General features: G+C 44.2%; 29 protein-coding genes. 28 read left to right on the forward strand and 1 reads right to left on the reverse strand.

Features of this window, described 5'->3' with window-relative positions:
* Window positions 1-889 precede the first annotated feature (889 nt).
* From ACQKKO_RS20135 to ACQKKO_RS20265, 27 genes are all read left to right on the forward strand, one after another.
* On the forward strand, window positions 890-1,285 hold the full coding sequence (locus ACQKKO_RS20135) for a hypothetical protein (protein ID WP_498650310.1): 396 nt from the start codon (window positions 890-892) through the stop codon (window positions 1,283-1,285).
* Window positions 1,286-1,307: 22 nt separating this feature from the next.
* Window positions 1,308-1,688, forward strand: coding sequence for a hypothetical protein (locus ACQKKO_RS20140; protein WP_498650312.1), 381 nt, complete (start codon window positions 1,308-1,310; stop codon window positions 1,686-1,688).
* Window positions 1,681-2,040 carry a hypothetical protein gene (locus tag ACQKKO_RS20145; protein WP_498650314.1) on the forward strand — a complete coding sequence of 120 codons (360 nt, stop codon included), beginning with the start codon at window positions 1,681-1,683 and terminating at the stop codon, window positions 2,038-2,040. Before ACQKKO_RS20140 ends, ACQKKO_RS20145 begins: the two co-directional genes overlap by 8 nt.
* A gap of 70 nt (window positions 2,041-2,110) precedes the next feature.
* Entirely contained in the window at window positions 2,111-3,181 is a 1,071-nt protein-coding gene (gene prfA, locus ACQKKO_RS20150) for a peptide chain release factor 1 (protein ID WP_498650315.1), read from the forward strand.
* 1 nt (window position 3,182) lies between these two features.
* Window positions 3,183-4,058 carry a peptide chain release factor N(5)-glutamine methyltransferase gene (prmC, locus tag ACQKKO_RS20155; RefSeq protein WP_498650316.1) on the forward strand — a complete coding sequence of 292 codons (876 nt, stop codon included), beginning with the start codon at window positions 3,183-3,185 and terminating at the stop codon, window positions 4,056-4,058.
* 53 nt (window positions 4,059-4,111) lie between these two features.
* Window positions 4,112-4,759, forward strand: a complete 648-nt coding sequence (spoIIR, locus tag ACQKKO_RS20160; RefSeq protein ID WP_498650318.1) for a stage II sporulation protein R — start codon at window positions 4,112-4,114, stop codon at window positions 4,757-4,759.
* A 57-nt stretch (window positions 4,760-4,816) separates the two neighbouring features.
* Complete coding sequence (locus tag ACQKKO_RS20165) at window positions 4,817-5,272, forward strand: GNAT family N-acetyltransferase (protein ID WP_498650320.1); 456 nt, start codon at window positions 4,817-4,819, stop codon at window positions 5,270-5,272.
* Window positions 5,273-5,476: 204 nt separating this feature from the next.
* The gene (locus ACQKKO_RS20170; protein WP_498650322.1) at window positions 5,477-6,520 is read left to right on the forward strand and encodes an L-threonylcarbamoyladenylate synthase; all 1,044 of its coding nucleotides are present in this window, start codon (window positions 5,477-5,479) and stop codon (window positions 6,518-6,520) included.
* A 377-nt stretch (window positions 6,521-6,897) separates the two neighbouring features.
* Window positions 6,898-7,440: a manganese efflux pump MntP gene (locus ACQKKO_RS20175; RefSeq protein ID WP_498650324.1), complete on the forward strand. Its 543-nt coding sequence runs from the start codon at window positions 6,898-6,900 to the stop codon at window positions 7,438-7,440.
* 63 nt (window positions 7,441-7,503) lie between these two features.
* Complete coding sequence (locus ACQKKO_RS20180) at window positions 7,504-7,947, forward strand: low molecular weight protein arginine phosphatase (protein WP_498650374.1); 444 nt, start codon at window positions 7,504-7,506, stop codon at window positions 7,945-7,947.
* 18 nt (window positions 7,948-7,965) lie between these two features.
* Window positions 7,966-9,264 carry a methyl-accepting chemotaxis protein gene (locus ACQKKO_RS20185; RefSeq protein WP_498650326.1) on the forward strand — a complete coding sequence of 433 codons (1,299 nt, stop codon included), beginning with the start codon at window positions 7,966-7,968 and terminating at the stop codon, window positions 9,262-9,264.
* A 67-nt stretch (window positions 9,265-9,331) separates the two neighbouring features.
* The gene (rpiB, locus tag ACQKKO_RS20190) at window positions 9,332-9,769 is read left to right on the forward strand and encodes a ribose 5-phosphate isomerase B (protein WP_498650328.1); all 438 of its coding nucleotides are present in this window, start codon (window positions 9,332-9,334) and stop codon (window positions 9,767-9,769) included.
* Window positions 9,770-9,781: 12 nt separating this feature from the next.
* A complete protein-coding gene (locus ACQKKO_RS20195; RefSeq protein WP_498650329.1) occupies window positions 9,782-10,330 on the forward strand; it encodes a TIGR01440 family protein in 549 nt (182 codons plus the stop codon).
* A 135-nt stretch (window positions 10,331-10,465) separates the two neighbouring features.
* Complete coding sequence (glyA, locus tag ACQKKO_RS20200) at window positions 10,466-11,719, forward strand: serine hydroxymethyltransferase (protein ID WP_498650330.1); 1,254 nt, start codon at window positions 10,466-10,468, stop codon at window positions 11,717-11,719.
* Between the two features lie 106 nt (window positions 11,720-11,825).
* Entirely contained in the window at window positions 11,826-12,305 is a 480-nt protein-coding gene (locus tag ACQKKO_RS20205) for a hypothetical protein (protein WP_498650331.1), read from the forward strand.
* 430 nt (window positions 12,306-12,735) lie between these two features.
* Window positions 12,736-13,365 carry a uracil phosphoribosyltransferase gene (gene upp / locus ACQKKO_RS20210; protein ID WP_498650333.1) on the forward strand — a complete coding sequence of 210 codons (630 nt, stop codon included), beginning with the start codon at window positions 12,736-12,738 and terminating at the stop codon, window positions 13,363-13,365.
* A gap of 117 nt (window positions 13,366-13,482) precedes the next feature.
* Entirely contained in the window at window positions 13,483-15,753 is a 2,271-nt protein-coding gene (locus ACQKKO_RS20215; protein ID WP_498650335.1) for a S8 family serine peptidase, read from the forward strand.
* A gap of 257 nt (window positions 15,754-16,010) precedes the next feature.
* The gene (locus tag ACQKKO_RS20220) at window positions 16,011-16,247 is read left to right on the forward strand and encodes an AtpZ/AtpI family protein (RefSeq protein WP_498650337.1); all 237 of its coding nucleotides are present in this window, start codon (window positions 16,011-16,013) and stop codon (window positions 16,245-16,247) included.
* Window positions 16,237-16,626 (forward strand): ATP synthase subunit I, encoded by a 390-nt coding sequence (locus tag ACQKKO_RS20225; protein ID WP_498650338.1) that lies wholly within the window; start codon window positions 16,237-16,239, stop codon window positions 16,624-16,626. The genes ACQKKO_RS20220 and ACQKKO_RS20225 overlap by 11 nt, the downstream gene beginning before the upstream one ends.
* 6 nt (window positions 16,627-16,632) lie before the next feature.
* A complete protein-coding gene (atpB, locus tag ACQKKO_RS20230) occupies window positions 16,633-17,379 on the forward strand; it encodes a F0F1 ATP synthase subunit A (protein WP_498650340.1) in 747 nt (248 codons plus the stop codon).
* A 71-nt stretch (window positions 17,380-17,450) separates the two neighbouring features.
* Window positions 17,451-17,672: a F0F1 ATP synthase subunit C gene (atpE, locus tag ACQKKO_RS20235; protein ID WP_251607426.1), complete on the forward strand. Its 222-nt coding sequence runs from the start codon at window positions 17,451-17,453 to the stop codon at window positions 17,670-17,672.
* A gap of 88 nt (window positions 17,673-17,760) precedes the next feature.
* Complete coding sequence (gene atpF, locus ACQKKO_RS20240; protein ID WP_498650342.1) at window positions 17,761-18,252, forward strand: F0F1 ATP synthase subunit B; 492 nt, start codon at window positions 17,761-17,763, stop codon at window positions 18,250-18,252.
* Window positions 18,249-18,797 carry a F0F1 ATP synthase subunit delta gene (locus tag ACQKKO_RS20245; RefSeq protein ID WP_498650343.1) on the forward strand — a complete coding sequence of 183 codons (549 nt, stop codon included), beginning with the start codon at window positions 18,249-18,251 and terminating at the stop codon, window positions 18,795-18,797. The genes atpF and ACQKKO_RS20245 overlap by 4 nt, the downstream gene beginning before the upstream one ends.
* Window positions 18,798-18,820: 23 nt before the next feature.
* Window positions 18,821-20,335, forward strand: coding sequence for a F0F1 ATP synthase subunit alpha (atpA, locus tag ACQKKO_RS20250; RefSeq protein WP_498650345.1), 1,515 nt, complete (start codon window positions 18,821-18,823; stop codon window positions 20,333-20,335).
* A 41-nt stretch (window positions 20,336-20,376) separates the two neighbouring features.
* Window positions 20,377-21,240 (forward strand): ATP synthase F1 subunit gamma, encoded by an 864-nt coding sequence (gene atpG, locus ACQKKO_RS20255; protein WP_498650346.1) that lies wholly within the window; start codon window positions 20,377-20,379, stop codon window positions 21,238-21,240.
* A gap of 31 nt (window positions 21,241-21,271) precedes the next feature.
* On the forward strand, window positions 21,272-22,690 hold the full coding sequence (gene atpD, locus ACQKKO_RS20260; RefSeq protein WP_498650347.1) for a F0F1 ATP synthase subunit beta: 1,419 nt from the start codon (window positions 21,272-21,274) through the stop codon (window positions 22,688-22,690).
* Window positions 22,691-22,721: 31 nt separating this feature from the next.
* Window positions 22,722-23,123, forward strand: a complete 402-nt coding sequence (locus ACQKKO_RS20265) for a F0F1 ATP synthase subunit epsilon (protein WP_498650349.1) — start codon at window positions 22,722-22,724, stop codon at window positions 23,121-23,123.
* A 718-nt stretch (window positions 23,124-23,841) separates the two neighbouring features.
* On the opposite strand, the gene ACQKKO_RS20270 is transcribed toward ACQKKO_RS20265, so the two are convergent.
* Entirely contained in the window at window positions 23,842-24,828 is a 987-nt protein-coding gene (locus ACQKKO_RS20270; protein ID WP_498650351.1) for a nuclease-related domain-containing protein, read from the reverse strand.
* Window positions 24,829-24,978: 150 nt separating this feature from the next.
* Here ACQKKO_RS20270 and ACQKKO_RS20275 point away from each other — a divergent pair, with 150 nt between their 5' ends.
* A complete protein-coding gene (locus ACQKKO_RS20275) occupies window positions 24,979-26,517 on the forward strand; it encodes a BCCT family transporter (RefSeq protein WP_498650353.1) in 1,539 nt (512 codons plus the stop codon).
* The last annotated feature ends 248 nt before the right edge of the window (window positions 26,518-26,765 follow it).

The following is a 26,765-nucleotide window of genomic DNA, read 5'->3' on the forward strand; positions in this document are numbered from 1 at the left end:
TACGCAAGATATTGAACCGCCGTATACGGAACCGTACGTACGGTGGTGTGAGAGGTCGGATAATCAATTAATGATTATCCTCCTACTCGATGGGGGGAGGGGGTGAGGCGAATGTCTGAGAGCTAAGTGACCAAGATGGGGGAACCCGGGAGCAAGAAAAATAGAGAAATTCCAGCGCCAATGTGAGCGTGAGAAGGAATACCAAGAACAAACCTCACCCAATCAAGGAGAAAGCAAATTTAACTAAGAAGTGAAGAGCCTTAGCAAGAAAAACAGGCCGTCTACCAAGCCCGGAGCCGCATCCACGAAGAAACAGGTGCTGATAGCAAGGAGAACGAACCCAATACCAAGCCCGAGACCTCGATACCAAGAACAACCCCTCTCACACTAAGAAGAATGAAAGAGGAAGTAAGAAGAAACGGAGCACAACCAAGAGCATTGGCGTTAGCAAGAAGGTGCAGAGGAATACCAAGAACAAAGACCCCTGCACTAGATAGATTCCAGCACCAATGTGAGCGTGAGAAGGAATACCAAGAACAAACCCCACCCAATCAAGGAGAAAGCAATTTTAATCAAGAACCAGAGAGCGTTAGCAAGAAAAACGGTCAATCCACCAAGCCTGGAGCTATATCCACCAAGAAACAGAGGTCGATAACAAGGAGAACGAACCAAATACCAAGCCCGAGACCTCGATACCAAGAACAACCCCTCTCACACTAAGAAGAATGAAAGAGGAAGTAAGAAGAAACGGAGCACAACCAAGAACATCAACGCTGGCAAGAACAAAGCTCGAACCATTCCTTCCAAACGCCTACCACATAAAATCTATCTTTCTATTTGTGCTATATTTTGGAATGATGTATAGTCGGAAGAAATGGGGGGTGTGCGTATGCTTACATTAAAATATCATGTGATTCTTATTCCTTTGTTCTTTTTCTGTTTATGTCTGATTGCTGGATTGGATTGGATAAGAACGATTCTTTATTCTGCGGGCATTATAATCGTGGCGGCCATCTCCTACCATGTTCAATCGGGGCTGTGGGGAGAATGGGCGAGTAAACGATTGCGGAACACCTTGCTTAATTCGTTATTTTGGGTTGGAATCGTCATTTGGATTTGGTTGGGAGGACTTTCAGACTCTGCATGGCGCCTTATTTTGGCAACCGCACTCATCGTACTATTCGTCATTTTTGGAATCATCGACGCTTATATTTGGTACAAAAAAGAACAGCGTGAAATACAGGAACTGGAAGAACGAAACCGAAAGTCGGATGAGAACGTATAGTTAGCTAAAAGGAGGTGCTCCATTGATTAGTGAAAAGAAACAGCTATTCTTTCTACCTATTGTACTTTTAATTTTCGCGGTTGTATTAAGTGTTGGTTGGATTCATACCTTAATTATGGTTGGGGCGACAACACTTGGAGCAACAATTGGATATAATGGTCAGATTGGGTTGTGGGGGGCTTCTTCAAAAGCAAAGTTCACTGCGTCAAAAGTTTTAATTGTTTTCTGGGTCGCCCTAATCGTAGTTCTTTGGCTCCCTGATTTTCTAAACATCACTCTCTGGAGACAAATCGTAGCAACTCTACTCATTCTTCTAATAGCCGCATTTGATCTCATCGATTCCTACCTCTGGTACAAAAAAGAACAACAGGAGCTACATCACAAGGAGTCAATTAATGGTTAGCGAGAAAACGTATTCAATTTTATTATCGGTTTGGCTCATTACGACAGTCTATATTATAAATGGAAGTTTCTTTTATGCTTTGTTCTTGAGCGTTGTCATTTTTGTATCTCGTAAGATTGGGAAGGGTACAAATCTTGGCCCGGGAAAGCGAATTCCGGAAAGGCGCTTTAAGCTTTCAAAGTTTTTCCCGATTTTTGTTGGGGCGATCATGGTTTTATTATGGTTTATTGTTGAGGCACCACTCTGGAGATTGATCCTTCTCACAATCCTTCTCACAGCCCTCGCCATCTTCGAACTCATCGACGCTTACCTCTGGTATAAAAAAGACCGGCACGCTTCGGGGTCACATTGACCGAGGGGTGCCTATATACTATACTTAGAACGTTATGCTATGTACGGATATTAGATTATGAGGTGAAGACATGTTTGATCGTTTGCAGTCTTTAGAGGACAGATATGATCGGTTAAATGAATTATTAAGTGATCCAGATATTATTAGTGATACAAAGCGTCTGCGCGAGTATTCTAAGGAGCAGTCTGGGCTTGAGGATACAGTTCAAGCGTACCGCGAATACAAGGATGTATCGGGGCAGTTAAAAGATGCGAAGGCAATGATTGAAGAGAAGCTGGATGATGAGATGTACGCAATGGTGAAAGAGGAAATTGCAGAACTTTCATCTCAATCTCAGGAGCTTGAAGATCGTCTGCGTGTTTTACTTCTGCCTAAGGATCCAAACGATGATAAAAACGTAATCGTTGAGATTCGCGGAGCGGCTGGTGGAGACGAGGCGCAGCTGTTTGCAGGTGACCTTTATAAAATGTACCACCGCTTTGCAGAGGCTCAAGGCTGGAAGATTGAAGTGATGGAAGCGACAACGACGGAGCTTGGTGGATACAAGGAAATTATTTTCATGGTTAATGGAAATGGTGCGTACTCCAAGCTGAAGTATGAAAACGGAGCACACCGTGTGCAACGTGTTCCTTCTACTGAGTCTGGTGGTCGTATTCATACGTCTACAGCAACGGTTGCGGTTCTTCCTGAGGCAGAAGAGGTTGAGGTTGAAATCCATGAGAAGGATATTCGTGTGGATACATTCGCTTCAAGTGGCCCTGGTGGACAAAGTGTAAATACAACGATGTCGGCGGTTCGTTTAACTCACTTACCAACCAGCACGGTGGTTTCCATGCAGGATGAGAAATCTCAGATTAAAAACAAGGAAAAAGCGATGAAGATCCTACGTGCGCGTGTATTCGATAAGATCAATCGTGAAATCCAAGCTGAATACGATGAAACGCGTAAAACAGCGGTTGGTACAGGCGATCGTTCTGAGCGAATCCGTACGTACAATTTCCCACAAAGTCGGGTAACGGATCATCGTATCGGCCTGACATTGCAAAAGCTGGAGCAAATTTTGCAAGGGAAGCTTGATGAGATTATTGATCAGTTAATTATGGAAGAACAGTCTGAGCTGATGGAACGGGCTGAAGATTAAGATGAGTCAAACGATACATGAAGCCCTCCGTTGGGCTTCTTCTTTTTTGGAGGAGAGAGACGTGGAAACAATGGCTGGTGAATGGCTGCTCCGCCATCACCTGGGTGTTGATCGTGCTGGTTTATTTGCGCGTTTTCACGACGTTCTGCCAGATGACTTGTTTCATGCGTATCAACAGGATGTCCACATGCTTGGAAAAGGTCACCCGGTTCAGCATTTGATTGGGTACGAAGAATTTTACGGTCGCCCGTTTCAGGTGTCGAGTGATGTCCTCATTCCAAGGCCGGAAACAGAGGAACTTATCATCGCAGTGCTTGAACGGAGAAAGGCTATTTTCCCAGACGCCACCACACTTGATGCAGTTGATGTCGGAACGGGTAGTGGCATCATTGCGACGACACTAACCCTTGAAGACACATCATTAATACTTTCGGCGAGCGATATCTCGGAAAAAGCGCTGGTAATGGCAAAGAAAAATTCAGCGGCACATGAGGCAAAGATCAGCTTTTATCAAGGAGATCTGTTAGAACCTTTTATACAGTCTGGCCAAACGTTTGATATCATCGTTTCCAATCCGCCATATATCCCTGAATCGGACCGGCCGACCCTTGCTGTTCACGTGCGGGAGCATGAGCCGGAGCTTGCCTTATTTGCAGGCACTGATGGTCTTGATTGCTACCGTAAGCTAACGCAGCAAATTAAAAAAGTTGCTAAGCCTCGTGCGCTGGTTGCATTTGAAGTAGGTGCGGGTCAAGGAGAGGCCGTGAGACAGATGCTACAAACAGCCTTTCCACGAACAAAAACTGAGGTCCGTTTTGACATTAATAAAAAGGATCGCATCGTACTGGCCTACGGAGATTTTGTCGAAGAGTTATAGGTTTAGAGCCGGACTATCCCGACCACAATAGGGAGGAAGGGATGGTGCTGGTCATGAAACCACAAGCTATTATTTATCTATTATTCTCTTTTTTCGTGTTAATCATAAGCTGGGAAGACCAAGGAAACCAAGCGATTGCTGCGTTCCATCAAGAAGTGAGTCAAGAGGATGCCATTCGTTTACGTATCCTTGCAAATAGCGATTCTGTTGCGGATCAAAAGTTAAAGCGTGACATTCGTGATCAGGTGAATGCCTCTATCACTGAATGGGTAACGGGAATTGAATCAAAGCAGGAAGCAGTGGAAGTGATTGAATCAAAGCTTGGCGAAGTGGAAGCAATTGTGGAAGCAGAGCTTGCAGCGAAAGGTCTCAATCAAGAATATCACGTTGATTTTGAACAAGTAGATTTTCCGACAAAGCTGTACGGAAATCTTGTGTATCCTGCTGGAGAATATCAAGCGGTGTTAATTACACTTGGCGAGGGTCTTGGTGAAAACTGGTGGTGTGTACTTTTCCCGCCGTTATGCTTTATTGATATGGATCAAAGTAATGCAGTGCCACAAGAAGAAGTAGAAGAGGTTGAGGTAGTAGATGAGATAGAAGATGAAGTGGAAGTATCGTTTTTCTTCGTAGACTTCTTTAAAGGATTGTTTGATAGTCTGTTTGGTGATGATACAACGACGGTTGCGACAAATCAGTAATACGATAGACAAGCCCCGCATAGGATGATGCAAAGACCTAAAAAGGGGCGTATCCGAATGACAATGGTATTCAGGCAGGCTAGAGATCACGATCTTCTGCAGATTCAACGATTACTTGCACGCGCAGGGCTTCATGAGGACGATGCGAGAAATATTACCAGCTACTTTTTAGTAGCTGAAACCATAGATAATGAGATTGTGGGAATCATTGGTCTTGAACCAGCGGGTGATTACGGGTTACTGCGATCTCTAGTGCTAGAAACCGATTATTTTACGCCTGCAAAAGGTATGGGCTTTCTAGAAGCTGCCTTGGCGTATGGTCGTAAGCTGGAGTTAAAGGAAGTCTATTTATTAACAAGACAAGCTGGTGTGTTTTTTGAACAGTTACAATTCAGGCAAATGAAGCTTGAACATGTACCTGATGAGATAAAACGATTATCACATTTTAAACAATCTGAAAATAAAAACGTGTCGATTTTCGCCTGTGAATTACTTGAACAATCATGTGAATAAAACGAAGAACTGACGGCTTATCTACAGGTTATCCACAGGTGTGGGTAACCTTATTCTCGTTAGGAGAACAGACGTTTTTATTTTATTTTCACTACGAATTTAGTAGACTAAAACCGTTGATATAAAAGGCTTTATGCAGAATACGCAGACAAATTTGACAAAAGGCAAACCAAATCACAAAATAAGGAGGATAGGAGCTGTGCTATGAGTTATATACAGACAAAACGATGGAATGTGAATAAGTCAGCAAATCTTCAGAATATAGAAAGCGATCTACAAGAAGCGGCAAATTTAATCAAGGACGGACACGTGGTGGCTTTCCCGACCGAGACGGTGTACGGACTTGGTGGAAATGCGTTAAACCCTCAAGCGGTTACCGATATTTTTAAAGCAAAGGGCCGCCCGAATGATAATCCGCTTATTGTTCATATTGCGACACGAGACGGGCTAAAGGAACTGGTGACAGAGATCCCGCCGATCGCTGAAAAACTAATGGACGCCTATTGGCCAGGACCGCTTACGCTTATTTTTCGTGCAAATGACAAGGTACCTACAAATGTCACAGCAGGACTCTCAACTGTCGCGATTCGGATGCCTTCCCATTCGGTTGCGCGCGAACTCCTTGAAAAGTCAGGAGTACCAGTGGCGGCACCAAGCGCAAATCTGTCCGGTAGACCGAGCCCAACCACAGCGGATCATGTGTGGACAGATCTTGAAGGACGTATTGCCGGTGTTGTTGACGCGGGGGCAACAGGTGTTGGTGTAGAATCCACGGTTTTAGATATTAGTGGCGAGACGCCAATGATTCTCAGACCCGGTGGCATTACGAGGGAAGAGCTTACAGAGGTCTGTGGGCATGTGGAGCTAGACCAAGCACTTGTAGACGATGGACAAGCACCAAAGTCACCAGGAATGAAATACACCCACTACGCACCGAAAGGAAGCTTAACACTTGTTCGTGACCGGGCGCTGATCCAGGAGCTTGCAACCAAAGCACGGGCTGAGGGAAAACGAGTCGGAGTGCTCACAACGGAAGAACGCGTAAATCGTTACGATGCAGATTTTGTTTACGCGTGTGGATCAGATGGGGATCTCTCCACAACGGCTGCACTTCTTTACCACGGACTTAGAGCCTTTGATGATCAAGAGATCGACGTCATATTCTCAGAGGTCTTTGATGAACACGGAGTAGGTGCTGCTATTATGAACCGACTCGAAAAAGCTGCCGGTGGACGGATGATTAAATAGTAAGTAAAAATTGAGTTTGGGACATAACTTTAACTAAAAATCAATTAGAAAATAGCGAATGATTCAATTACAGAATCATTCGCTATTTGTGATTTAAAAAACTAGCGGAGGGAGAACCCGAGACTCCAGCGGAAACAGTGCGAGGTGAAGACACTGCAGCGGTGCTTTTCCGCGGTAGGGGCTGAGGCCGTACCCGCGGAAAGCGAGGGATTCTCCTGTAGCGGGTACCGTGCTATATTCGTGTTTTACTATCTACATTAATATTATGTCTCAGCAGCCCCATTATTTTGTTGTATCACCTCCCTTATCAGATAGGTTGTCTATTTTTCCTTGTCCATGCATACATTCAAGTAGCATGTTCAAGGAGTGAGTAAACAATGAGTGAATTTGTGACGATATTAATTATGTCAGCAGCACTTGGAATGGATGCCTTTTCCGTCACGCTTGGTATGGGAATGCTGGGACTGCGTGGCCGCCAAATTTTCAGGATTGGTTTAACGATTGGGTTGTTCCATGTAGCGATGCCGCTCCTCGGAATGGCAACTGGTAAATGGCTTTCAACCTACTTTGATATGGTGGCCATTTATATTGGGGGAGGCCTGCTTTTATTAATTGGCCTGCAGATGATTCTCTCTGCCTTTTCAACAGAGGATAACTCCTTTTTAAAGCCGGTTGGCTGGGGGTTAATGGCTTTTGCGATCAGTGTAAGTCTTGATAGCTTTTCAGCGGGACTCAGCTTTGGCATTCTTGGAGCAAAGACGATTTTAACCGTTGCGCTAATTGGCTTTATCAGCATGGTGCTATCATGGCTTGGACTTCTAATCGGGGCAAATTTTCAAAAGTATATCGGTATTTATGGCGAGCTTCTAGGAGGGTGTATCCTGATTGGGTTTGGGATCAAGATTATGTTTCCGCTTTAATGTGAAAGAGATGTTAGAATAAGGACAATACTTTGTTTTGTGGGATACAAAATGAAAAAGGGGATGTCCATTTTGAAAAATGTTTTATTCGTATGCACAGGAAACACTTGTCGGAGCCCAATGGCTGAATACCTTTTAAAAGAAAAAGCAGGGGATCAGCTTTCTGTTCAATCAGCAGGAGTTACAGCTTGGCCTGGGATACCTATGTCTGAAGGGACACAACTTGTCCTCAGTGAGCGTGGCATTCGCCACCAACATGTCTCGCAGCCAGTGACGGCTGAATTAATTGACTGGGCAGATATCATTTTAACAATGACGACGAGTCACAAAGACATGCTCAGCATTAGGCATCCAGAAGCAACAGAGAAGGTCTACACGTTAAAAGGGTACGTTGAAACGGGTGGAGAGATTGGTGATCCAATCGGCGGACCAAAAGAAGAGTATGATCAAGTGGCTCGTGACCTTGATCAAAGCATTAATAGGTTACTTCAAAAATGGAATAAGTGAGCATAAGGGGATGTTGAGTTGGAACAGGGAAAACCATCATATCGATTTAGTCTCCGCAAAAAGCTAGTCCTTGGCGTAAGTGGCTTGGCACTAGTTACATATGGAATTAGCGCGTTGTTTATCTTTGTGTTATCCGATTATTTAGCTGAGTGGATTGGCATAAATAGTGAAGTGTTCACGATTCTTACGTTGATTGCTGGTATCCTCTGGACAGGAATTCTCTGCTTTTTTGCAGCTGGTTATATTACCAAGCCGCTTAACCGACTAGAAGCTTCTGCTAGAAAAGCTGCCGCAGGCGACATACAAGAGGATGTGTTAATTACAGGCTCAGATGATGAGATCCGTGCACTTGGCGAAGCGTACAATGAAATGCTTTTGAACCTACGCAGAATGGTGCAGGACATTGACTCAAGCTTTGTAGCAACGGAGGAAAGAGTCAGCCATATGACGAACTCTTCTGAGCTTGCTTCCTCGCGAGTGTTGCAAATGGAAGAAACACTCCAATCGATCTCGGAAGCAGCCGTAGGATCAGCTGAAGTTAGCCGCAAAAATGCGCACTCAATGAATGAAGCAAAACAGATTGCAGAGCAAGTAAAAGGTCGGGCTGATCAATCCCGCACGTCTTCGAAACAGCTTGTAAACAATCTTAATGAAAGTAGAAGTGTCATTAAGAATTTAGTAGAAGGCATCCGTTTGCTTGCAGAGAATAACCAAGCCTCTCTTGGTGCGGTAAAAAAGCTAGAAAATCAAGCAGGTGAGGTGGAGCAGATCATTTCGCTTGTAGGTGAAATAGCTGGTCAAACGAATCTACTTGCATTAAACGCTTCGATTGAAGCAGCACGGGCAGGTGAGCAAGGTAAAGGGTTTGCTGTTGTGGCTGAGGAAGTTCGGAAGCTAGCGGATGAAAGCGCGCAAGCAGTGGCAAGTATCACAGAGCTCGTACATACGATGCAATCAGAAGTAAAAAATGTTGTTCGCCAAATTAGCGAACAAGTGGCTGAAGCGAATGAACAATCCAAAAAAGGCGAGGAAACAAGTCGGACGATGAAGGAAATGACTCGCGCAGTAGACGAAGTGGCTGCCGTTATTTCGGAGATTACAGGCATGGTTGATAAGCAGATGGAAGCCATTCAAATCACATCACGAGCATCCGAGGAAGTAGCTGCGATTGCCGAAGAGACGTCACGTGATTCAACAAGTGTCACAGAGCTTGCAAACGATCAAACAGCAACCATTGCAGATACCGCAAAAGCGGCGCATGAACTATCAATTCAAGCGAAGAGATTGAAGACCACGATCGAAAGGTTTACAATATAGATACAGAAGAAAAGCGCCTAAGACCGATTTAGGCGTTTTTTTAAATCTAACAAGGGTGGGAACCTTTATGAAAATCGCGATTGCTTCAGATCACGCAGGATTTGAGTTAAAAGATAGTATTAAATCAGTAATCACAGAGCTTGGACATGAATACGAGGACTTTGGGCCAGATTCAACTGCTTCCGTTGATTATGCAGACTATGCTTTTCCGGCAGCTGAAAAAGTAGCTGATGGCACATTTGATCGCGGCATTTTAATTTGTGGGACAGGCATTGGCATGTCCATCTCCGCGAACAAGGTAAAGGGCATCCGCTGTGCACTTGTTCACGACTTATTCACAGCAAAAATGACTCGCGAGCACAACGATAGCAATATGCTTGCAATGGGTGAGCGCGTTGTTGGACCCGGAGTCGCAATAGAAATCGTGCGTACATGGCTAACAACTGAATTTGAAGGCGGACGTCATGCGAATCGAATTGGGAAAATTTCAAATTACGAGTGCTAGGAGATTCGAACGATGAGTTCACTAACTGAGGGAATTACGTTATCACTTGCAAAGCTATTAGAAGATCTGCACCTGGCAAAACCACTCACGTCGGGTGACCTGCTTGTGATTGGAACAAGTACAAGTGAAGTCATTGGTGAACATATTGGCACAAATGGATCCAAGGAAGCAGCGATTGCGATTTACCAAACGCTTCTTGCTTATCAAAAGAAAACGGGTGTGGCGCTTGCGTTTCAATGCTGTGAGCATTTGAATCGCGCGCTTGTTGTAAGTGTAGAAACAGCAAAAGCGCGAATGTATGAGCCTGTGTCCGCTATTCCTGTTCGCAAAGCGGGAGGAGCGATGGCTGAATACGCTTTTTCGCAAATGGAACACCCTGTTTTAGTCGAGACCATTCGCGCGGATGCCGGTATTGATATCGGCGACACATTCATTGGTATGCATTTAAAACCAGTGGTTGTACCGGTCAGGAGCACAGTGAAAGAAATTGGCGCAGCGCATGTCACAATGGCGATCACTCGTCCAAAGCTAATTGGTGGCGTGAGGGCCGTTTATGAATAAGAAAAAACAGAATGATTTTAATAAAAGTCCGCAAATATTACGGAAATACGCTGAAATCTATGATAGTATATAGATGAATCTAATTAGAAACAGTCTAAAACCGAATGAGAGCGGTTTTTGAGAGGGGAATGGGTAATGGAGAATCTAAAGAAGCAAGATCCTAAAATTCTAGAAGCAATTAATTTGGAGCTAGGCCGTCAGCGCGATAAAATTGAATTAATTGCATCAGAGAACTTTGTTAGTGAAGCGGTAATGGAGGCTCAGGGTTCTGTATTAACAAACAAATATGCAGAAGGTTACCCAGGGCGCCGCTATTATGGTGGTTGTGAATATGTAGACATCGTAGAAGAAATTGCTCAAGAGCGAGTAAATGAAATCTTCGGCTCTGCTTACGCAAACGTCCAGCCCCACTCAGGAGCCCAAGCGAACATGGCTGTTTACTTCACAGTCCTTGAGCATGGAGATACGGTTCTGGGAATGAACTTATCTCACGGTGGACATCTAACTCACGGTAGCCCAGTAAACTTTAGTGGCGTACAATACAACTTTGTTGAGTACGGCGTAGACCAAGAAACGCACCGTATCGATTACGATGTTGTACGTGAGCTTGCAGTTGAACACAAACCGAAAATGATCGTGGCTGGTGCGAGTGCATACCCACGTGAAATTGACTTTGCTAAATTCCGTGAAATCGCTGATGAAGTTGGCGCATACCTCATGGTCGACATGGCGCACATCGCCGGACTTGTTGCAGCTGGCCTGCATCAAAATCCAGTACCGCACGCACACTTTGTGACATCTACAACGCACAAAACATTACGCGGACCACGTGGCGGAATCATTCTAACAAACGAAGAAATGGGCGAAAAGTTTGGAAAAGCCCTAAATAAATCGATCTTCCCTGGTATCCAAGGCGGACCACTTATGCACGTCATCTCAGCAAAAGCTGTTGCATTTGGTGAAGCCCTACAACCAGAATTTAAAACATACGCACAAAACATCATCAACAACTCAAAACGACTTGGTGAAGTTTTACAATCTGAAGGCATCAACCTAGTCTCAGGCGGATCAGACAACCACCTATTACTAATGGACCTTCAATCACTAGAACTAACAGGAAAAGTAGCAGAAAAAGCGCTTGACCACGTTGGTATCACAACAAACAAAAACACCATTCCATTCGATCCGCAAAGCCCATTTGTAACAAGCGGTATCCGTCTAGGAACAGCTGCTGTCACATCACGTGGATTTGACGAAGAAGCAATGGAAGAAGTCGGAAAATTAATCGCCCTCACACTTAAAAACGTCGACAACGAAGAAGTCGCCGAACAAGTGCGTACGCGCGTAGCTGATCTTACAGCAAAATATCCGATGTATCCGAATCTATAAGACCTAAGTACCTCCTCCCGTTGTGGGAGGAGGTTTTTTGGTGGTGGGCGAGAACCTCCACTAACAAAAGGAAAAAAATGCGCATTTTTTATTTTAGTAAGAACGTTTGGGATGGGAGCAAGAAGAACGGCAGAAAAACCAAGACCCTAGGCGCCTTACCAAGAGGAACGCGATAAATACCAAGAAAAAGCAGGGGTCCCACCAAGAAGAGAGGGCCGATAGCAAGAAGTGCGGAGCGGATATCAAGACCGAACCCTTGATACCAAGAAGAAAAAACTCGACACCAAGGATCTTGAAGCAGACACCAAGAAGAATGACCACAAAACCAAGAACCTCCACTGACATAAGGAAAAAAATGAACATTTTTCATTTTAGTAAGAACGTCTGGGTCATTACCAAGAAGAACGGCAGAAAAACCAAGATCCCAGGCGCCTTACCAAGAGGAACGCGGAAAATACCAAGAAAAAGCAGGGGTCCCACCAAGAAGAGAGGGCCGATAGCAAGAAGTGCGGAGCAGATACCAAGACCGAACCCTCCACACCAAGAAGAAAGAAACCAGCACCAAGGACCTTGGAGCAAACACTAAGAAGAACGACTACAAAACCAAGAACATCCACTGACAAAAGGAAAAAAATGAACATTTTTCATCTTAGTAAGAACATCTGGGTCGTTACCAAGAAGAACGGCAGAAAAACCAAGATCCCAGGCGCCTTACCAAGAGGAACGCGATAAATACCAAGAAAAAGCGGGGGTCCAAACAAGACGAGAGGGCCGATAGCAAGAAGTGCGGAGCAGATACCAAGACCGAACCCTCCACACCAAGAAGAAAGAACCCAGCATCAAGCCCCACGCACTTAACACCAAGAACTCCGGCTCAAACACCAAGACCCCGCACCCTCCACACCAACCCCCACCCAAAACCCTTTCTCCATCAACTTTTAAGGATTCCCACTTGAACAAGGAGCTTGTTTCCGCTAGAATGCTTTAAGGAAAGTTCAATTTAAGGAGCGATGGCCATGAGTAAAGTATTTGTTTTCGATCACCCTCTCATTCAGCATAAATTATCATATATTCGTGATAAAGAAACGGGCACGAAGGAGTTTCGTGAGCTGGTAGAGGAAGTTGCGGCGCTGATGGCTTTTGAGATTACACGTGATTTAACGCTTGAGGAGACAACGGTGGAAACGCCTGTTGGTCCGGCGAAAGCGAATCGTATTGCTGGTAAGAAGCTTGGTGTGGTTCCGATTTTACGTGCGGGGCTTGGAATGACAGACGGAATTTTGCGTATGATTCCTGCTGCTAAGGTAGGTCATGTTGGGTTGTATCGTGATCCAAAGACATTAAAGCCAGTTGAGTATTATGTGAAGCTACCTAAGGATGTTGAGGAGCGTGACTTTATTGTTATCGATCCGATGCTTGCGACAGGTGGTTCTGCAATTGATGCAATCTCAGCGATTAAGAAGCGTGGGGCAACAAGCATTAAGTTAATGTGCCTCGTTGCTGCACCTGAAGGGGTTAAGGCGTTAAATGAAGCGCACCCTGATGTTGATTTGTATTTAGCGGCGATGGATGAAAAATTAGATGATCACGGATATATTGTTCCGGGTCTTGGTGATGCTGGTGACCGACTTTTCGGTACGAAATAAGAATTCAAACTCAAGAGGATTCAGACGCACATGTGGCGTTTGGGTCTTTTTTTGTGCATAAGGAGCGACACTTTCCCTCATACTATTTAGGATACAAAAGGCATGGGAGGTGAGTGTTTGAAGAAGCGTTGTGTATGGCTGCTGCTGATCTTGTGTGGCTTAATGCCGGTGCAGGCGGAGGCAGAAGTGTTGTATCCGAATTTACCTGTGCAAACGTCTGTGGGAGAACGGGCGGAAGAAACGATAGTGATTGTAGCGGCGGAAGAAACGATAGTGATTGTAGCGGCGGAAGATGGCAAATTGGATCAGGTAAAAGCGGAGGTCTCGGCTCAGATTCCAAGTGGTTCAATACGCAAAACCTTTTCTACGCTATATCACGGCTTTTCAATGAGTCTTCCTTCTACAGAGGTTGATCGGGTTAAGTCACTACGTCATGTAGAGCGCGTGGATGAAATAGCGACGTATCATGCGGCGCTTGAGGAAAGTGTTCCGTTTATTGGGGCAGGATCTGTACGCGGGATGCTTGATGCGGAAGGCCACCGGTTAACGGGGGAGGGTGTGAAGGTAGCGGTCATCGATACGGGCATTGATTATACTCACCCTGATCTTATGCGGAATTATAAGGGCGGTTATGATCTCATTGATTCGGACGATGATCCAATGGAGACGCTTGTTTCCCAAGGGCCACCTACGTTACATGGCACTCATGTGGCAGGCATCATTGGTGCAAACGGGCGAGTGCAGGGTGTAGCGCCAGAGGCGGAGATTTATGCGTACCGCGCACTTGGTCCAGGAGGACAAGGGACAACGGAACAGGTCATTGAAGCAATTGAAAAAGCGGTGTCAGATGGGGTGGATGTGTTAAACCTATCCCTTGGGAACACGGTAAATGGACCGGATTGGCCAACCAGTTTGGCTCTTGATAAAGCAGTTGAGGAAGGTGTGGTTGCGGTCACTTCCAGTGGGAATAGTGGACCGGCGATGTGGACGGTTGGATCACCGGGAACAGCTGAGAAGGCGATCTCTGTTGGTGCTTCGGCTCCACCGATGCAAACACCTTATATCACCATTCCAAGTAAGGATAAGGAATTGCCGCTACATGCGCTGAAAGGAACTGAACGCTGGACTTTACGCAGAGACTTTCCATATATAGATGCAGCATTTGGATTAGAGGATGATTATCATGATCTTGATGCGAATGGAAAAGTTGTTCTTGTTAAACGAGGACGCATTTCATTTGAAGATAAGATAAAAGTTGCCAAAGAAGCAGGGGCTATTGGCGTGTTAATTTATAACAACACATCGGGCTCATTTGCGGGAGGGACGGAGAAGCCCCAACAAATTCCTGCAGGGACACTCAGTCAGGAAGATGGAGAATGGCTGTTAGATGAACTTGAATCTACCCATACATCAATGATTCGAACCGTGTACCGAAAAGAACAGGACTTTTTAGCTCCGTTTAGCTCGCGAGGCCCTGTGACGTTTTCGTGGGAAGTGAAGCCGGATCTTGTTGCACCAGGAATGAGCATTGATAGCACAGTTCCTGGAGGATACACGGGTCTTGATGGCACAAGCATGTCTGCGCCTCACGTGGCTGGTGCAGCGGCCCTCCTTGTGCAGGCTCATCCAGACTGGTCACCTGAACAAATTAAAGCAGCATTAATGAACTCCGCAAAGTCTTTAATGAATAAGGAAAATGAGCGTTATGCCCCGCACGAGCAGGGAGCAGGTCGCTTACAGGTTGATAAGGCATTAGCTTTGGATACGCTGGTTTACCCGGGAGCGATTACATTTGGAAAATATTCAAAAACAGATATTCGAGAAAAACGTTCTGTCACGATTACAATTGAAAATCAAAGTGATCAAACAAACACATATCACATTGATCCGCCATTTGTTCTTCTTGATGGAATGGAGTGGCAAGCGCCACCTGCCGTTACGTTAAAACCTAAAGAGAAAGAAAACGTGACGCTGTCGTTGGACTTGATGCCATCTATTTTAGGTGAAGGAATCCATTATGATCAAATTCGAGTCACAGGTGGAAAAGAAGACATTTTTGTTCCATACATTTTATTTATGGAGGAACCGGATTATCCGCGTGTGATGGCATTCCAATTTGCGCACGGAGATAAACCGAATACGTACAGATATGAATACTATTTACCTGGAGGGGCAGAAGAATCAGGCATTGCGCTCTATGATCCCGATACGTTTCAATTTTTATCCTATTTAGAAACACGTGATCATTCAGACCGAGGAATGGTTCAAGGCGAGGTCACCCAAGTAAGCTTACCCCCTGGAACATATAAGGCTCTTGTTTATGCAAAACAAGAGGGGCAACAGGACATTATTGAGTCGATGATTCAAATTGAAGAAGAGAAGGAATAAAAAAGTACTCAAGAGAAAGCGTTTTCTCTTGAGTTTTTTTTGAAAGCAACGTATCCTTAAGAAGTGTCTCTTGGAAAATCTTACAGGCAATATGGCTAAAGTGTGAACAATTGTGAATAACCTTGGGAACCTCTTTCGTTTCAGGGCAAAACACCGTTGACACAAGGGTTTCGCTATTGTACGATAACTAGGGACAAATGATAAGGGTTACATATTAACGTTAGTTTTCTATGTTTTTTTATTGTTTGGAGGCTAACATGCCGAAGCAAAAAACGACGAACCTTTGGAAAACAGCAGGATTAGTTTCAATGATATCCTCGTGTTTGGTTGGAGGAGTAGTTGGTGGCTTATTTTTTGGCTTGTGGCTTGACCGTAAGTTAGGAACGATGCCATTATTTCTAATCATCTTTCTGTTTATTGGACTCTTAACAGGCTGTTACGGAATGTATAAGGTGATTCAGCCATTTTTAGGAGACGGTGATGATGACAGGTGAACTCGAAACAAATATGAAAAGATATGCGACGATACTTGGAGTATGCGCCGCTATTTGCATGACGGGATATTTTGCTACCTCGTTTCGTATCTTGTTTCTAAGTATTCTCGCTGGGTTAGCTGCAGGACTTATGAATCTTGTATTGAACTTCATTGATGCAAAAATCATAGGACATGTTGCTTTAAAAAAGAATCGGATCATGTCATTACTCATTGGGGTAAACGTCATTTTGCGAATCCTTATTCCGGTGGCTGTTGTGTACTTAGCACTTATTCTTCCACAATGGTTAGATGTCAGGTTTGTTTTGGTGGGCTTTTCATCCGTATACGCTATGCTATTCATTGACAGCGTACGAAAATTTTTTTCTAAAGAGAGGTGATGGTGTGTGGAGCATGTAATGGCCAAATGGGAAATATATGGACTTACTTTCCATGCCTCAACGATACTCATGTCGTTTGTCGCAAGTTTAATTATATTTCTACTCTTCTTTATTGGCACACGCAATTTATCTGTTCGTCCTGGGAAGCTTCAAAACTTCTTAGAATGGTCAGTAGACTTTTGTCGAAACATTATAAAAGCGAATATGAGTTGGGACGTAGGCGGCCGTTTTATTGCATTGGCTGTAACACTACTATTCTACGTATTTGTTAGTAATATGCTAGGGATTCCTTTTGAGATTTACAACAAGGAAACGCATGAGGTTTGGTGGAAATCTCCAACATCCGATCCGGCATTAGCTCTTTCTCTTTCTGTTTTTGTCGTATTGCTAACACATGTTTATGGCATACGTATAAATGGATTGAATGGATACTTAAAAGGTTACGTAACACCTGTTTGGGTGCTGCTACCATTTAAGATCATTGAGGAAATTGCTAACATGCTAACGCTTGGTATGCGTCTATTTGGTAACATCTACGCAAAAGAGATTCTAATGATTCTCATCGTTACATTTGGTGTTTCCGGTTTTGGTATTGAGGGAGCAGGTCCGTTAATGTATGTTTTATCTGCAGTAACTTCCCTAGTTCCGTTAATCATTTGGCAAGCATTCAGTATTTTCATTGGTAGTTTACAAGCATACATTTTTGTCATGCTAGCAATGGTGTACATGTCTCATAAAGTCGAGGCACATTAATTTATTAACACCGTCCAATCTTTGGACAAACTATATAATAAAAAACTATTTTACTAGGAGGAACATGAATTATGTTATTTTTAGGTATTGCTCTTGCAGCTGGTTTCGCCGCTATTGGTGGTGCGATCGCGGTTGCTATCATCGTTAAAGCAACTCTTGAAGGTGTTACTCGTCAACCAGAACTTAAGTCAACCCTTCAAACACTTATGTTTATTGGTGTACCATTGGCTGAGGCTGTGCCGATCATTGCGATTGTTATCTCAATCCTAATGCTTTTCGGAATCGGTGGTTAATTAGTACGATCGTATAATAATGGCGACTGTGTTCATTTTTTGAACCTTCGCCATTCCTTATGTATAGCGACGAAAGGAGTACACAATCATGGGATTTGAAATACCATGGGGTTCAATTGTTGTTCAATTACTTGGTTTTGTTATTCTACTTGGTTTATTGAGCAAATTTGCTCTTAGACCTCTACTAGGCATCATGGAGCAACGTGAGAAGCTAGTTAACGACCAAATTGATTCAGCAGAACGCAATCGTAAAGATGCGGAAGAACTTCTTAACCAGCAGCGTGAAGAATTAAACAAAGCGAAAAAAGAAGCGCAAGGAATCATTGAAAATGCAAAAAAATTAGGCGAGCAGCAGGGGCTGGACATTGTCAAAGCCTCGAAAGAAGAAGCTCAGCGTATGAAAAATACAGCTATTGCTGAAATCCAAAATGAGAAAGACCAAGCTGTTGTGGCTCTTCGCGAACAGGTCGCGTCTTTATCAGTCTTAATTGCCCAGAAGGTTATTGAGAAAGAATTGGATGAAAAGGCTCAAGAACAGTTGATTCAAGACTATCTTAAACAAGCGGGCGAAGAGCTATGAGCAACCAAGCGGTAGCAAATCGTTACGCGGTTGCTCTTTTTCAATTGGCTCAGTCAAAAGGTACACTTGAACAAACGGGCGAAGAGCTAGAGATCATCCAATCCGTTTTACAAGGTACGCCTGAGCTTGAAAAGACCATTCAACACCCTAAGGTAACACTCGTAGCAAAGCAGAATGTTATTCGTAACAGCTTTGCAGGTAAGGTGAGCCAAGATGTATTAAATACATTGCTTCTTTTACTGGAGCGTCAACGCTTTACGATTGTCCCTGAATTATCTAAAGCCTATAAGCAATTACATCATGATTTGTTAAACATCGCAGAAGCGACTGTATACTCTGCGAAGCCTTTAACAGATGAAGAATTAAAGCAAGTTGAGATTATCTTTGCTCCAAAAGCAGAGAAAAGCCGTCTCATCGCAACAAATAAAGTAGACACAGAGCTGATTGGTGGACTTAGAGTCCGCATCGGCGATCGCATATATGACGGTAGCATTAAAGGTCAATTAAACCGTCTAGAACGAAACCTGTTAACAGGAAATCGGTAGCAAATAGTGAGGGGTGAATCAAAATGAGCAGCATTAAAGCTGAAGAAATTAGCTCGCTGATTAAGCAGCAAATTGAGAACTATGAAGCAAATGTTGAAGTTCAAGACGTAGGAACAGTTATCCGCGTTGGGGATGGAATTGCGTTCGCTCATGGTCTTGAGAATGTAATGGCTGGTGAATTACTAGAGTTCTCAAATGGCGTGATGGGTATGGCTCAGAACCTGGAAGAGAACACGATTGGTATCATCATTCTTGGCCCTTACCTTGGTATTCGTGAAGGTGACGAGGTTAAGCGTACTGGTCGTATCATGGAGGTTCCAGTTGGAGAAGAGCTTCTTGGACGTGTTGTTAACTCACTTGGACAACCAATTGATGGACTTGGTCCAATCAACACAACGAAGAGTCGTCCAATTGAAGGAAGTGCACCTGGTGTAATGGATCGTAAGTCTGTACACGAGCCACTTCAAACAGGAATTAAGTCAATTGATTCCATGATTCCAATTGGTCGTGGTCAGCGTGAGTTAATCATTGGTGACCGTCAAACAGGAAAAACATCAATTGCGATTGATACAATCCTGAACCAAAAAGACCAAGACATGATCTGCGTATATGTTGCGATCGGTCAAAAAGAATCAACCGTTTCAAACGTTGTAGAAACACTTCGCCAACGTGGTGCGCTTGATTACACAATCGTTGTATCTGCTGGTGCATCTGATCCGGCACCAATGCTTTTCCTTTCTCCATACACTGGAGTAACAATGGCAGAGGAGTTCATGTATAACGGCAAGCACGTACTTGTGATCTATGATGATCTTTCAAAACAAGCTGCTGCTTACCGTGAAATGTCCCTATTGCTACGTCGTCCTCCAGGTCGTGAGGCATTCCCAGGGGATGTATTCTACCTTCACTCTCGCTTACTTGAGCGTGCAGCGAAGCTAAGTGACGATAAAGGCGCTGGTTCAATCACAGCTCTACCATTTATCGAGACACAAGCTGGTGATGTATCAGCATACATTCCAACAAACGTAATCTCAATCACAGACGGACAGGTCTTCTTACAATCAGACCTATTCTACTCTGGTGTACGTCCAGCCGTTAACCCGGGTATCTCTGTATCCCGTGTAGGTGGATCAGCTCAAATTAAAGCGATGAAAAAGGTAGCAGGTACACTGCGTCTTGATCTTGCTTCATACCGTGAGCTAGAGGCCTTCTCTCAATTTGGATCAGACCTTGATGCTGCAACACAGGCGAAGCTGAACCGTGGGGTACGTACAGTTGAGATCTTAAAGCAGGACCTAAACAAACCAGTTCCAGTTGAAAAGCAAGTAGCTATTCTCTTCTCGCTTGTTAATGGATACTTAGATGATATTCCAGTTAAAGATGTTCTTCGTTTTGAAGCAGAACTATTTACATTCTTTGACCACAACAAAAAAGACTTGCTTGACCATATTCGTACAACAGGTAATCTACCTGATGACGGCGAATTTAGAGCAGCAATTCAAGAGTTCAAAAAAGGATTTAACGTATCTGATAGCTAAGGCGATCCAGACCCAAGTTTTGAATAAAGGTGGTGAAATGAATGGCTTCATTGCGTGATATTAAAAACCGGATTACGTCCACTAAGAAAACGAAACAAATCACACGGGCGATGCAAATGGTTGCAGCTTCTAAGCTAAACCGTGCACAGGAAAAGGCACAGTCCTTTGACCCGTACGTGAAAAAGATTCGTGAAGTGGTTTCAAGTATGGCTGCAAGTGGCTCTGATGCGACACATCCATTACTTGAACAACGTCCGGTAAAGAAAACAGGTTACATCGTTATCACATCTGACACGGGACTTGCCGGCGGATATAACAGTAATCTGGTTCGTAGATTAACAAAAACCCTTAACGAGCGACATAACTCTACGGATGAGTATGCATTGATCGTCATTGGACGAATTGGCCGTGACCTTTTAAAAGGACGTGGACTTCCAATTATCCAAGAAATGATTCAAGTAGCAGACCAACCGGAGTTCAGTGATATTAAGAACCTAACAAGTACGACAGTTGAAATGTTTGCTGATCAGGTCTTTGATGAGTTATACATTTGGCATAACCACTTCGTGAACCCGATTTCTCAAATCCCAACAGAAAGCAAAGTATTGCCGCTTGCGGGTATTGAGGATGAACAATCAGGCGCGGGTGCGTCGTACATTTATGAGCCGAATGAACAAGCCATTCTTGACCAATTGCTACCTCAATATGCAGAGAGCCTGATTTTCGGAGCACTGCTTGATGGTAAGGCCAGTGAATTTGGCGCAAGAATGACAGCGATGAGTGCTGCAACGGATAATGCAAACTCTATGATTGATGACTTAACACTTTCCTATAACCGTGCACGTCAGGCGGCTATTACGCAGGAAATCACAGAAATTGTCGGTGGAGCAGCCGCTCTCGAGTAGTAGGAAGCCGATCTAAATAGGAGGGAAAAAGATGAGCACAGGGCGTATTATTCAAATTACAGGACCTGTTGTTGACGTTCAATTTGTCGATGGCAACCTTCCTTTAATTAACAATGCCTTAACGATAAATCAGCAAGGTGGCGCATCAGGTGCGGTTGAAGTTTCCGTAACCTTAGAAGTTGCCCTACACCTTGGTAACAATACGGTTCGTACGATTGCAATGAGCTCAACAGACGGTCTTGTTCGTGGAACAGCCGTTGTTGACACAGGTGCACCAATCTCTGTACCAGTTGGAGAAGCGACTCTTGGTCGTGTATTCAACGTACTAGGTGACGAGATTGACCTTAAGTTCAAAGACCCAGTAGAAAGTGGCGTTCGTCGTGACCCAATTCACCGCGAAGCACCTGCTTTTGATGAGTTAACAACAGCTACTGAAATCCTTGAAACAGGAATTAAAGTAGTAGACTTACTTGCTCCTTATACTAAGGGTGGTAAGGTTGGACTATTTGGTGGAGCGGGAGTAGGTAAAACCGTTCTGATTCAGGAGCTTATCAACAACGTGGCTCAAGAGCACGGCGGGATCTCTGTATTCGCCGGTGTAGGAGAGCGTACTCGTGAAGGAAATGACTTGTATCATGAGATGACAGATGCCGGCGTTATCAAGAAAACAGCGATGGTATTCGGTCAAATGAACGAGCCACCTGGTGCCCGTATGCGTGTAGCACTAAGTGGATTAACAATGGCAGAGTACTTCCGTGATGAGCAAGGCGCAGACGTACTACTTTTCATTGATAACATCTTCCGTTTCACACAAGCAGGTTCAGAGGTTTCTGCCCTACTTGGACGTCTTCCATCTGCCGTTGGTTACCAGCCGACACTAGCAACAGAGATGGGTCAATTACAAGAGCGTATTACAAGTACGAAAAAAGGATCTGTTACATCGATCCAAGCGATTTTCGTACCAGCCGATGACTACACGGATCCGGCACCAGCAACAGCGTTCGCTCACTTGGATGCAACAACAAACCTTGAGCGTAAGCTAACTGAAATGGGTATCTACCCAGCTGTGGATCCATTAGCATCAACATCTCGCGCGCTTTCTCCAGAAGTTGTAGGAGAAGAGCATTACTCTGTCGCTCGTCGCGTTCAGCAGACACTTCAGAAGTACCGTGAGCTTCAAGATATTATCGCGATCCTAGGAATGGAAGAGCTATCTGAGGATGACAAGCTTGTCGTTGCACGTGCGCGTCGTATCCAATTCTTCCTAAGCCAAAACTTCCACGTAGCGGAGCAGTTCACTGGCCAAAAAGGTTCGTATGTACCACTTAAAGAAACAATCAAAGGATTCAGCGAAATCCTTGATGGAAAATACGATGATCTGCCAGAAGACGCATTCCGTCTAGTTGGCCGCATTGAAGAAGTGGTTGAAAAAGCAGGCCAAATGGCGTAATGCCACGACCTGCTGAAAAGGAGGGGATTTAATGCCAACTGTTCAAGCCAGCGTCGTCACACCCGACGGCACTGTATACGAAGGTGACGTCGACATGGTGGTTGTTCGAACTGTTGAAGGTGAACTTGGTATCTTACCAAACCATATCCCGCTCGTTTCGCCACTTGCCATCGGCGTAGCCCGAATGAAAAAAGGCTCATCCGAAGACAGAATCGCGGTCAGCGGCGGATTCGTAGAAGTACGACCGGATAAGGTTACCATTTTAGCAGAAGCATCCGAACGACCGTCTGATATCGACGTCGACCGCGCCCAACAAGCCAAAGAACGCGCCGAAAAACGAGTAAACGCCGGAAGCCAGGACGGCATCAACACCGTCCGCGCCAAAGCCGCCCTCGAACGTGCCACAAACCGCTTGAAGGTCGCTGGGAAATAAGGAATGTAGAATAAGGAAACCGCCCTCCATGAGGGCGGTTTTTTTGTGTGTGGAGGGATTTGGACAAGTGCATGGAGCGCGGATTGATGCGATGGAGGAGAGATTGATGTGATAGGGGCGCGGATTGATGCGATGGAGGAGAGATTGATGTGATAAGAGCGTGGATCGATGCGATGGAGGAGAGATTGATGTGATAGGGGCGCGGATTGATGCGATGGAGGAGAGATTGATGTGATAGGGGCGCGGATTGATGCGATGGAGGAGAGATTGATGTGATAAGGGCGCGGATTGATGCGATGGAGGAGAGATTGATGTGATAGGAGCGCGGATCCATGGGATGGAGGAGAGGTCGATGTGATAGGGGCGCGAATTGATGCGATGGGGGAGAGATTGATGTGATAGGAGCGTGGATCGATGCGATGGAGGAGAGATTGATGTGATAGAAGCGTGGATTGATGCGATGGAGGAGAGATTGATGTGATGGGGGCGCAGATCCATGGGATAGAGGAGAAATTGATGTGATAGAAGCGCGAATCGATGCAATGGAGGAGAGATTGATGTGATGGGGGCGCAGATCCATGGGATAGAGGAGAAATTGATGTGATAGGCACCTAAATAAACGAGATCACTCCCCCTACCCGTAAATCTCCTTGCAATAGAATCTGACGTTCCTCCCACGCTTCTGCTACATATTAAATACCCCCACTCTCAACACATTTCACTTTAATCTAAGTGGAATAGTGAGATGGTAGTAACAATGCTTATTTTTATGTGTTCGTTTCACATCAAGTTTTCTTAATAATTGATAGGCAACGGCATTCGAATCAATCTGCAAGTAGTCCCGTAATTCTTGATTAGATATAGTTGGTTTGATCAGAAGGTAGTATTCTTCTAACGCTTGTACATAGGCTGTTTTAGAATTTTGATTACAGTGTTTACACGTCCAACGCCCACTTTTGGAATGTCGAATCATGTGTGGCTTGTTACATTGAGAACAGAACACGCCTTTGATAAGACTCTGCGAGTTGAGGTTGTACGATTCAAGGATGGGAGAATAAAGCGGGGTATGTGATTGGATTAACTTTTCGGACAATTTTCTTGAGATAGAAGGGAGCATTTGTTTTCTCCCATTAAGACTGAACTTCTTAAAAATCTTCTCCAGTCTTGGCACAATACCCTCTGCATGAATGACTCTATTTAATGAATGTTTACCTTCCTCAGTTGCATGAATGATCGTTGATGGATGAGCAAATACAAGAACTGATTCAGTGGGGAGTAGAGGAAATCCGTGAGTTAGCATCCAATCAGAAAGCTGTTGAGTTTGACGACGAATTTGATTCAAGGGGTTGGGTAAAATGGTATCCTCCCCTCTCCACGTGCGCATCATCTGACCCACCTCATCGAGAAACTGAAACCTCCCAACCATATTCTTCACCTCAACGATTATAAGAACATGCGGCGTCAAGACTAGGCAATCCATTTGAAAATAGTAGCCATTTTCTCCTCGTAACCGTAAGTCGTGTAAGATCTGATACTCGTCCCCTTTTAAAAAGCTCAGATGGTAATCAAGGTTTTGCTCGCCGCGGTATCCAGCCTCGTACAACTGTAGTTCTTCATTCAGTTTTGCGGGCAAGGTTTTTATTCGTCTCTCAAGGGCTCTCAGTTGCTGAAGCTTCCATGGAATAACTCGTTTTTTTAAGGTCATACTAAGATCACCTCCTTACGACCTATACATAAGCATTCTTTAAATGAACCGGTTCTTCCTCTTTTCTTTAAATAAAAGGATTCAAAATATTCATTCGGGGTAAGTATGATACGATGGTTTCTTATTACGAAAATCAACTGGAGGAAATTCATGAGTCGCAGAGATTGGAGTAAGATCAAAGAGATGTTAAATTGGCCAGTCTTCCTTATTAGTGGAGGAATACTGATTGCCTTTGTTTTATTCTCTTTATTTAATGTTGGGTGGACCTCAACATATGTCGATGCAGGGTTTGATTTAGCCATTCGATATTTTGGTCCGTATTGGCAGGTTTTATTAATCGTTACGTTTTTAGTAGGGGCGTATATTGCTTTCTCTTCAAGCGGAAATGTAGTACTCGGGAATTTAAAGAAGCCTGAGATGAGTTTCTTTAAGTATTTGGCTATTATTGTGACTACTGGTCTTGGAGCCGGTGGAGTGTTCTGGGCGGCAGCTGAGCCGATGTACTATTTCATCGATATGCCACCCGTATTTCAAGGGATTTCAAGTGGGACAGAAGAGGCCGTAGCCCCGGCGCTCGCACAAAGCTTTTTGTCCTGGGGTTTCACAGCTTGGTCGGTCTATGGAGCGATCAGTTGTATTGTTATTATGTATGCTCACAATCATCGGGGAATGCCACTTAAACCTCGAACATTGCTTTATCCGATATTCGGGGAAAAAATAAAGGATAGTGTGTGGGGAACCGTTGCGGATGTTGTTTGTATTATCGGTGCGGCAGCCGGTACGATTGGTCCGATCGGATTTCTTGGACTGCAAGTGAGTTACGGGGTCAATGTGTTATTTGGTTGGCCAAACACATTTTTAACACAAGTCATCATCATTGTGGTATTAAGTTCAGTAGTTCTGCTTTCTACAATCACTGGTATTGATAAAGGAATCCAAATACTTAGTAGCCTTAACGTTAGAGCTGCCATTGTTATTGCAGTGATGTTACTACTATTCGGTCCAGGTGGATTTATAGTGGATTCATTTATCTCATCGACTGGATTCTATTTAAACGAATTCATTACGATGAGCACGTTTAGAGGGGATAACGCGTGGTTAGGCTCGTGGACCTTATTCTTCTTCGGCTGGTTTATTGGCTTCGGTCCGCTCGTCGCATTACTCATTGCGCGTGTATCTCGTGGCCGTACCATTCGAGAGATCTTTCTCGTTGTGGCGGTATTGACACCAATCATTACCAATCTATGGTTTACAGTGCTTGGAGGAAGCGGAATTCATTATGAGCTGATGAACGCAGGTAGTATTAGTGAGCCCCTTTTTGAAAATGGACTTCCAGCCGCGATCATTGCTATAGCTCATCAAATGCCACTTGGCTCAATTATGCCATTTGTCTTTTTACTACTCACCACATTATTTGTTGTAACAACTGTAGACTCTATGTCGTATTCCTTATCAATGAGTGTAACAGGTGTTGGCAATCCACCAAAAGCTGTTCGCGTATTTTGGGCCGTTATTATGGCGGTCATTGCCATTATCTTAATTAACATTGGCGGAGGAGGAATTGGCGCCTTACAATCATTTGTTGTGATTGCAGCCGTTCCTGTTTCAATCCTGATGCTACCACTGATTTGGCATGCGCCGAGAGTAGCTAGAATTCTTGCAAAAGAACAAGGCTTTCTAAAAAAATAGACGAAAAAGACGATGTGTATAATATGCACTCGTCTTTTTTGAATTTTAAGATTACATTCAGGGACTTTTGGGTACACAGTAAGAGGGCACAAAGTCGCGCTTTACAAGATATAAGCAGACTATGTCTGAATTTGTCAACTTTTAAACATTTTTTTAGAATTCAACAAAGAATTGATGTAGCTTTTTCTAAGGAATTCCGTTATAGTTGAGTGTGGATTGTTTCATCATATAATCCATTTATGAACACT

This window comes from Alkalihalobacillus sp. NPDC127517 (genome assembly GCF_050276055.1).
Taxonomy (GTDB): Bacteria; Bacillota; Bacilli; order Bacillales; family Bacillaceae_D; genus Alkalicoccobacillus.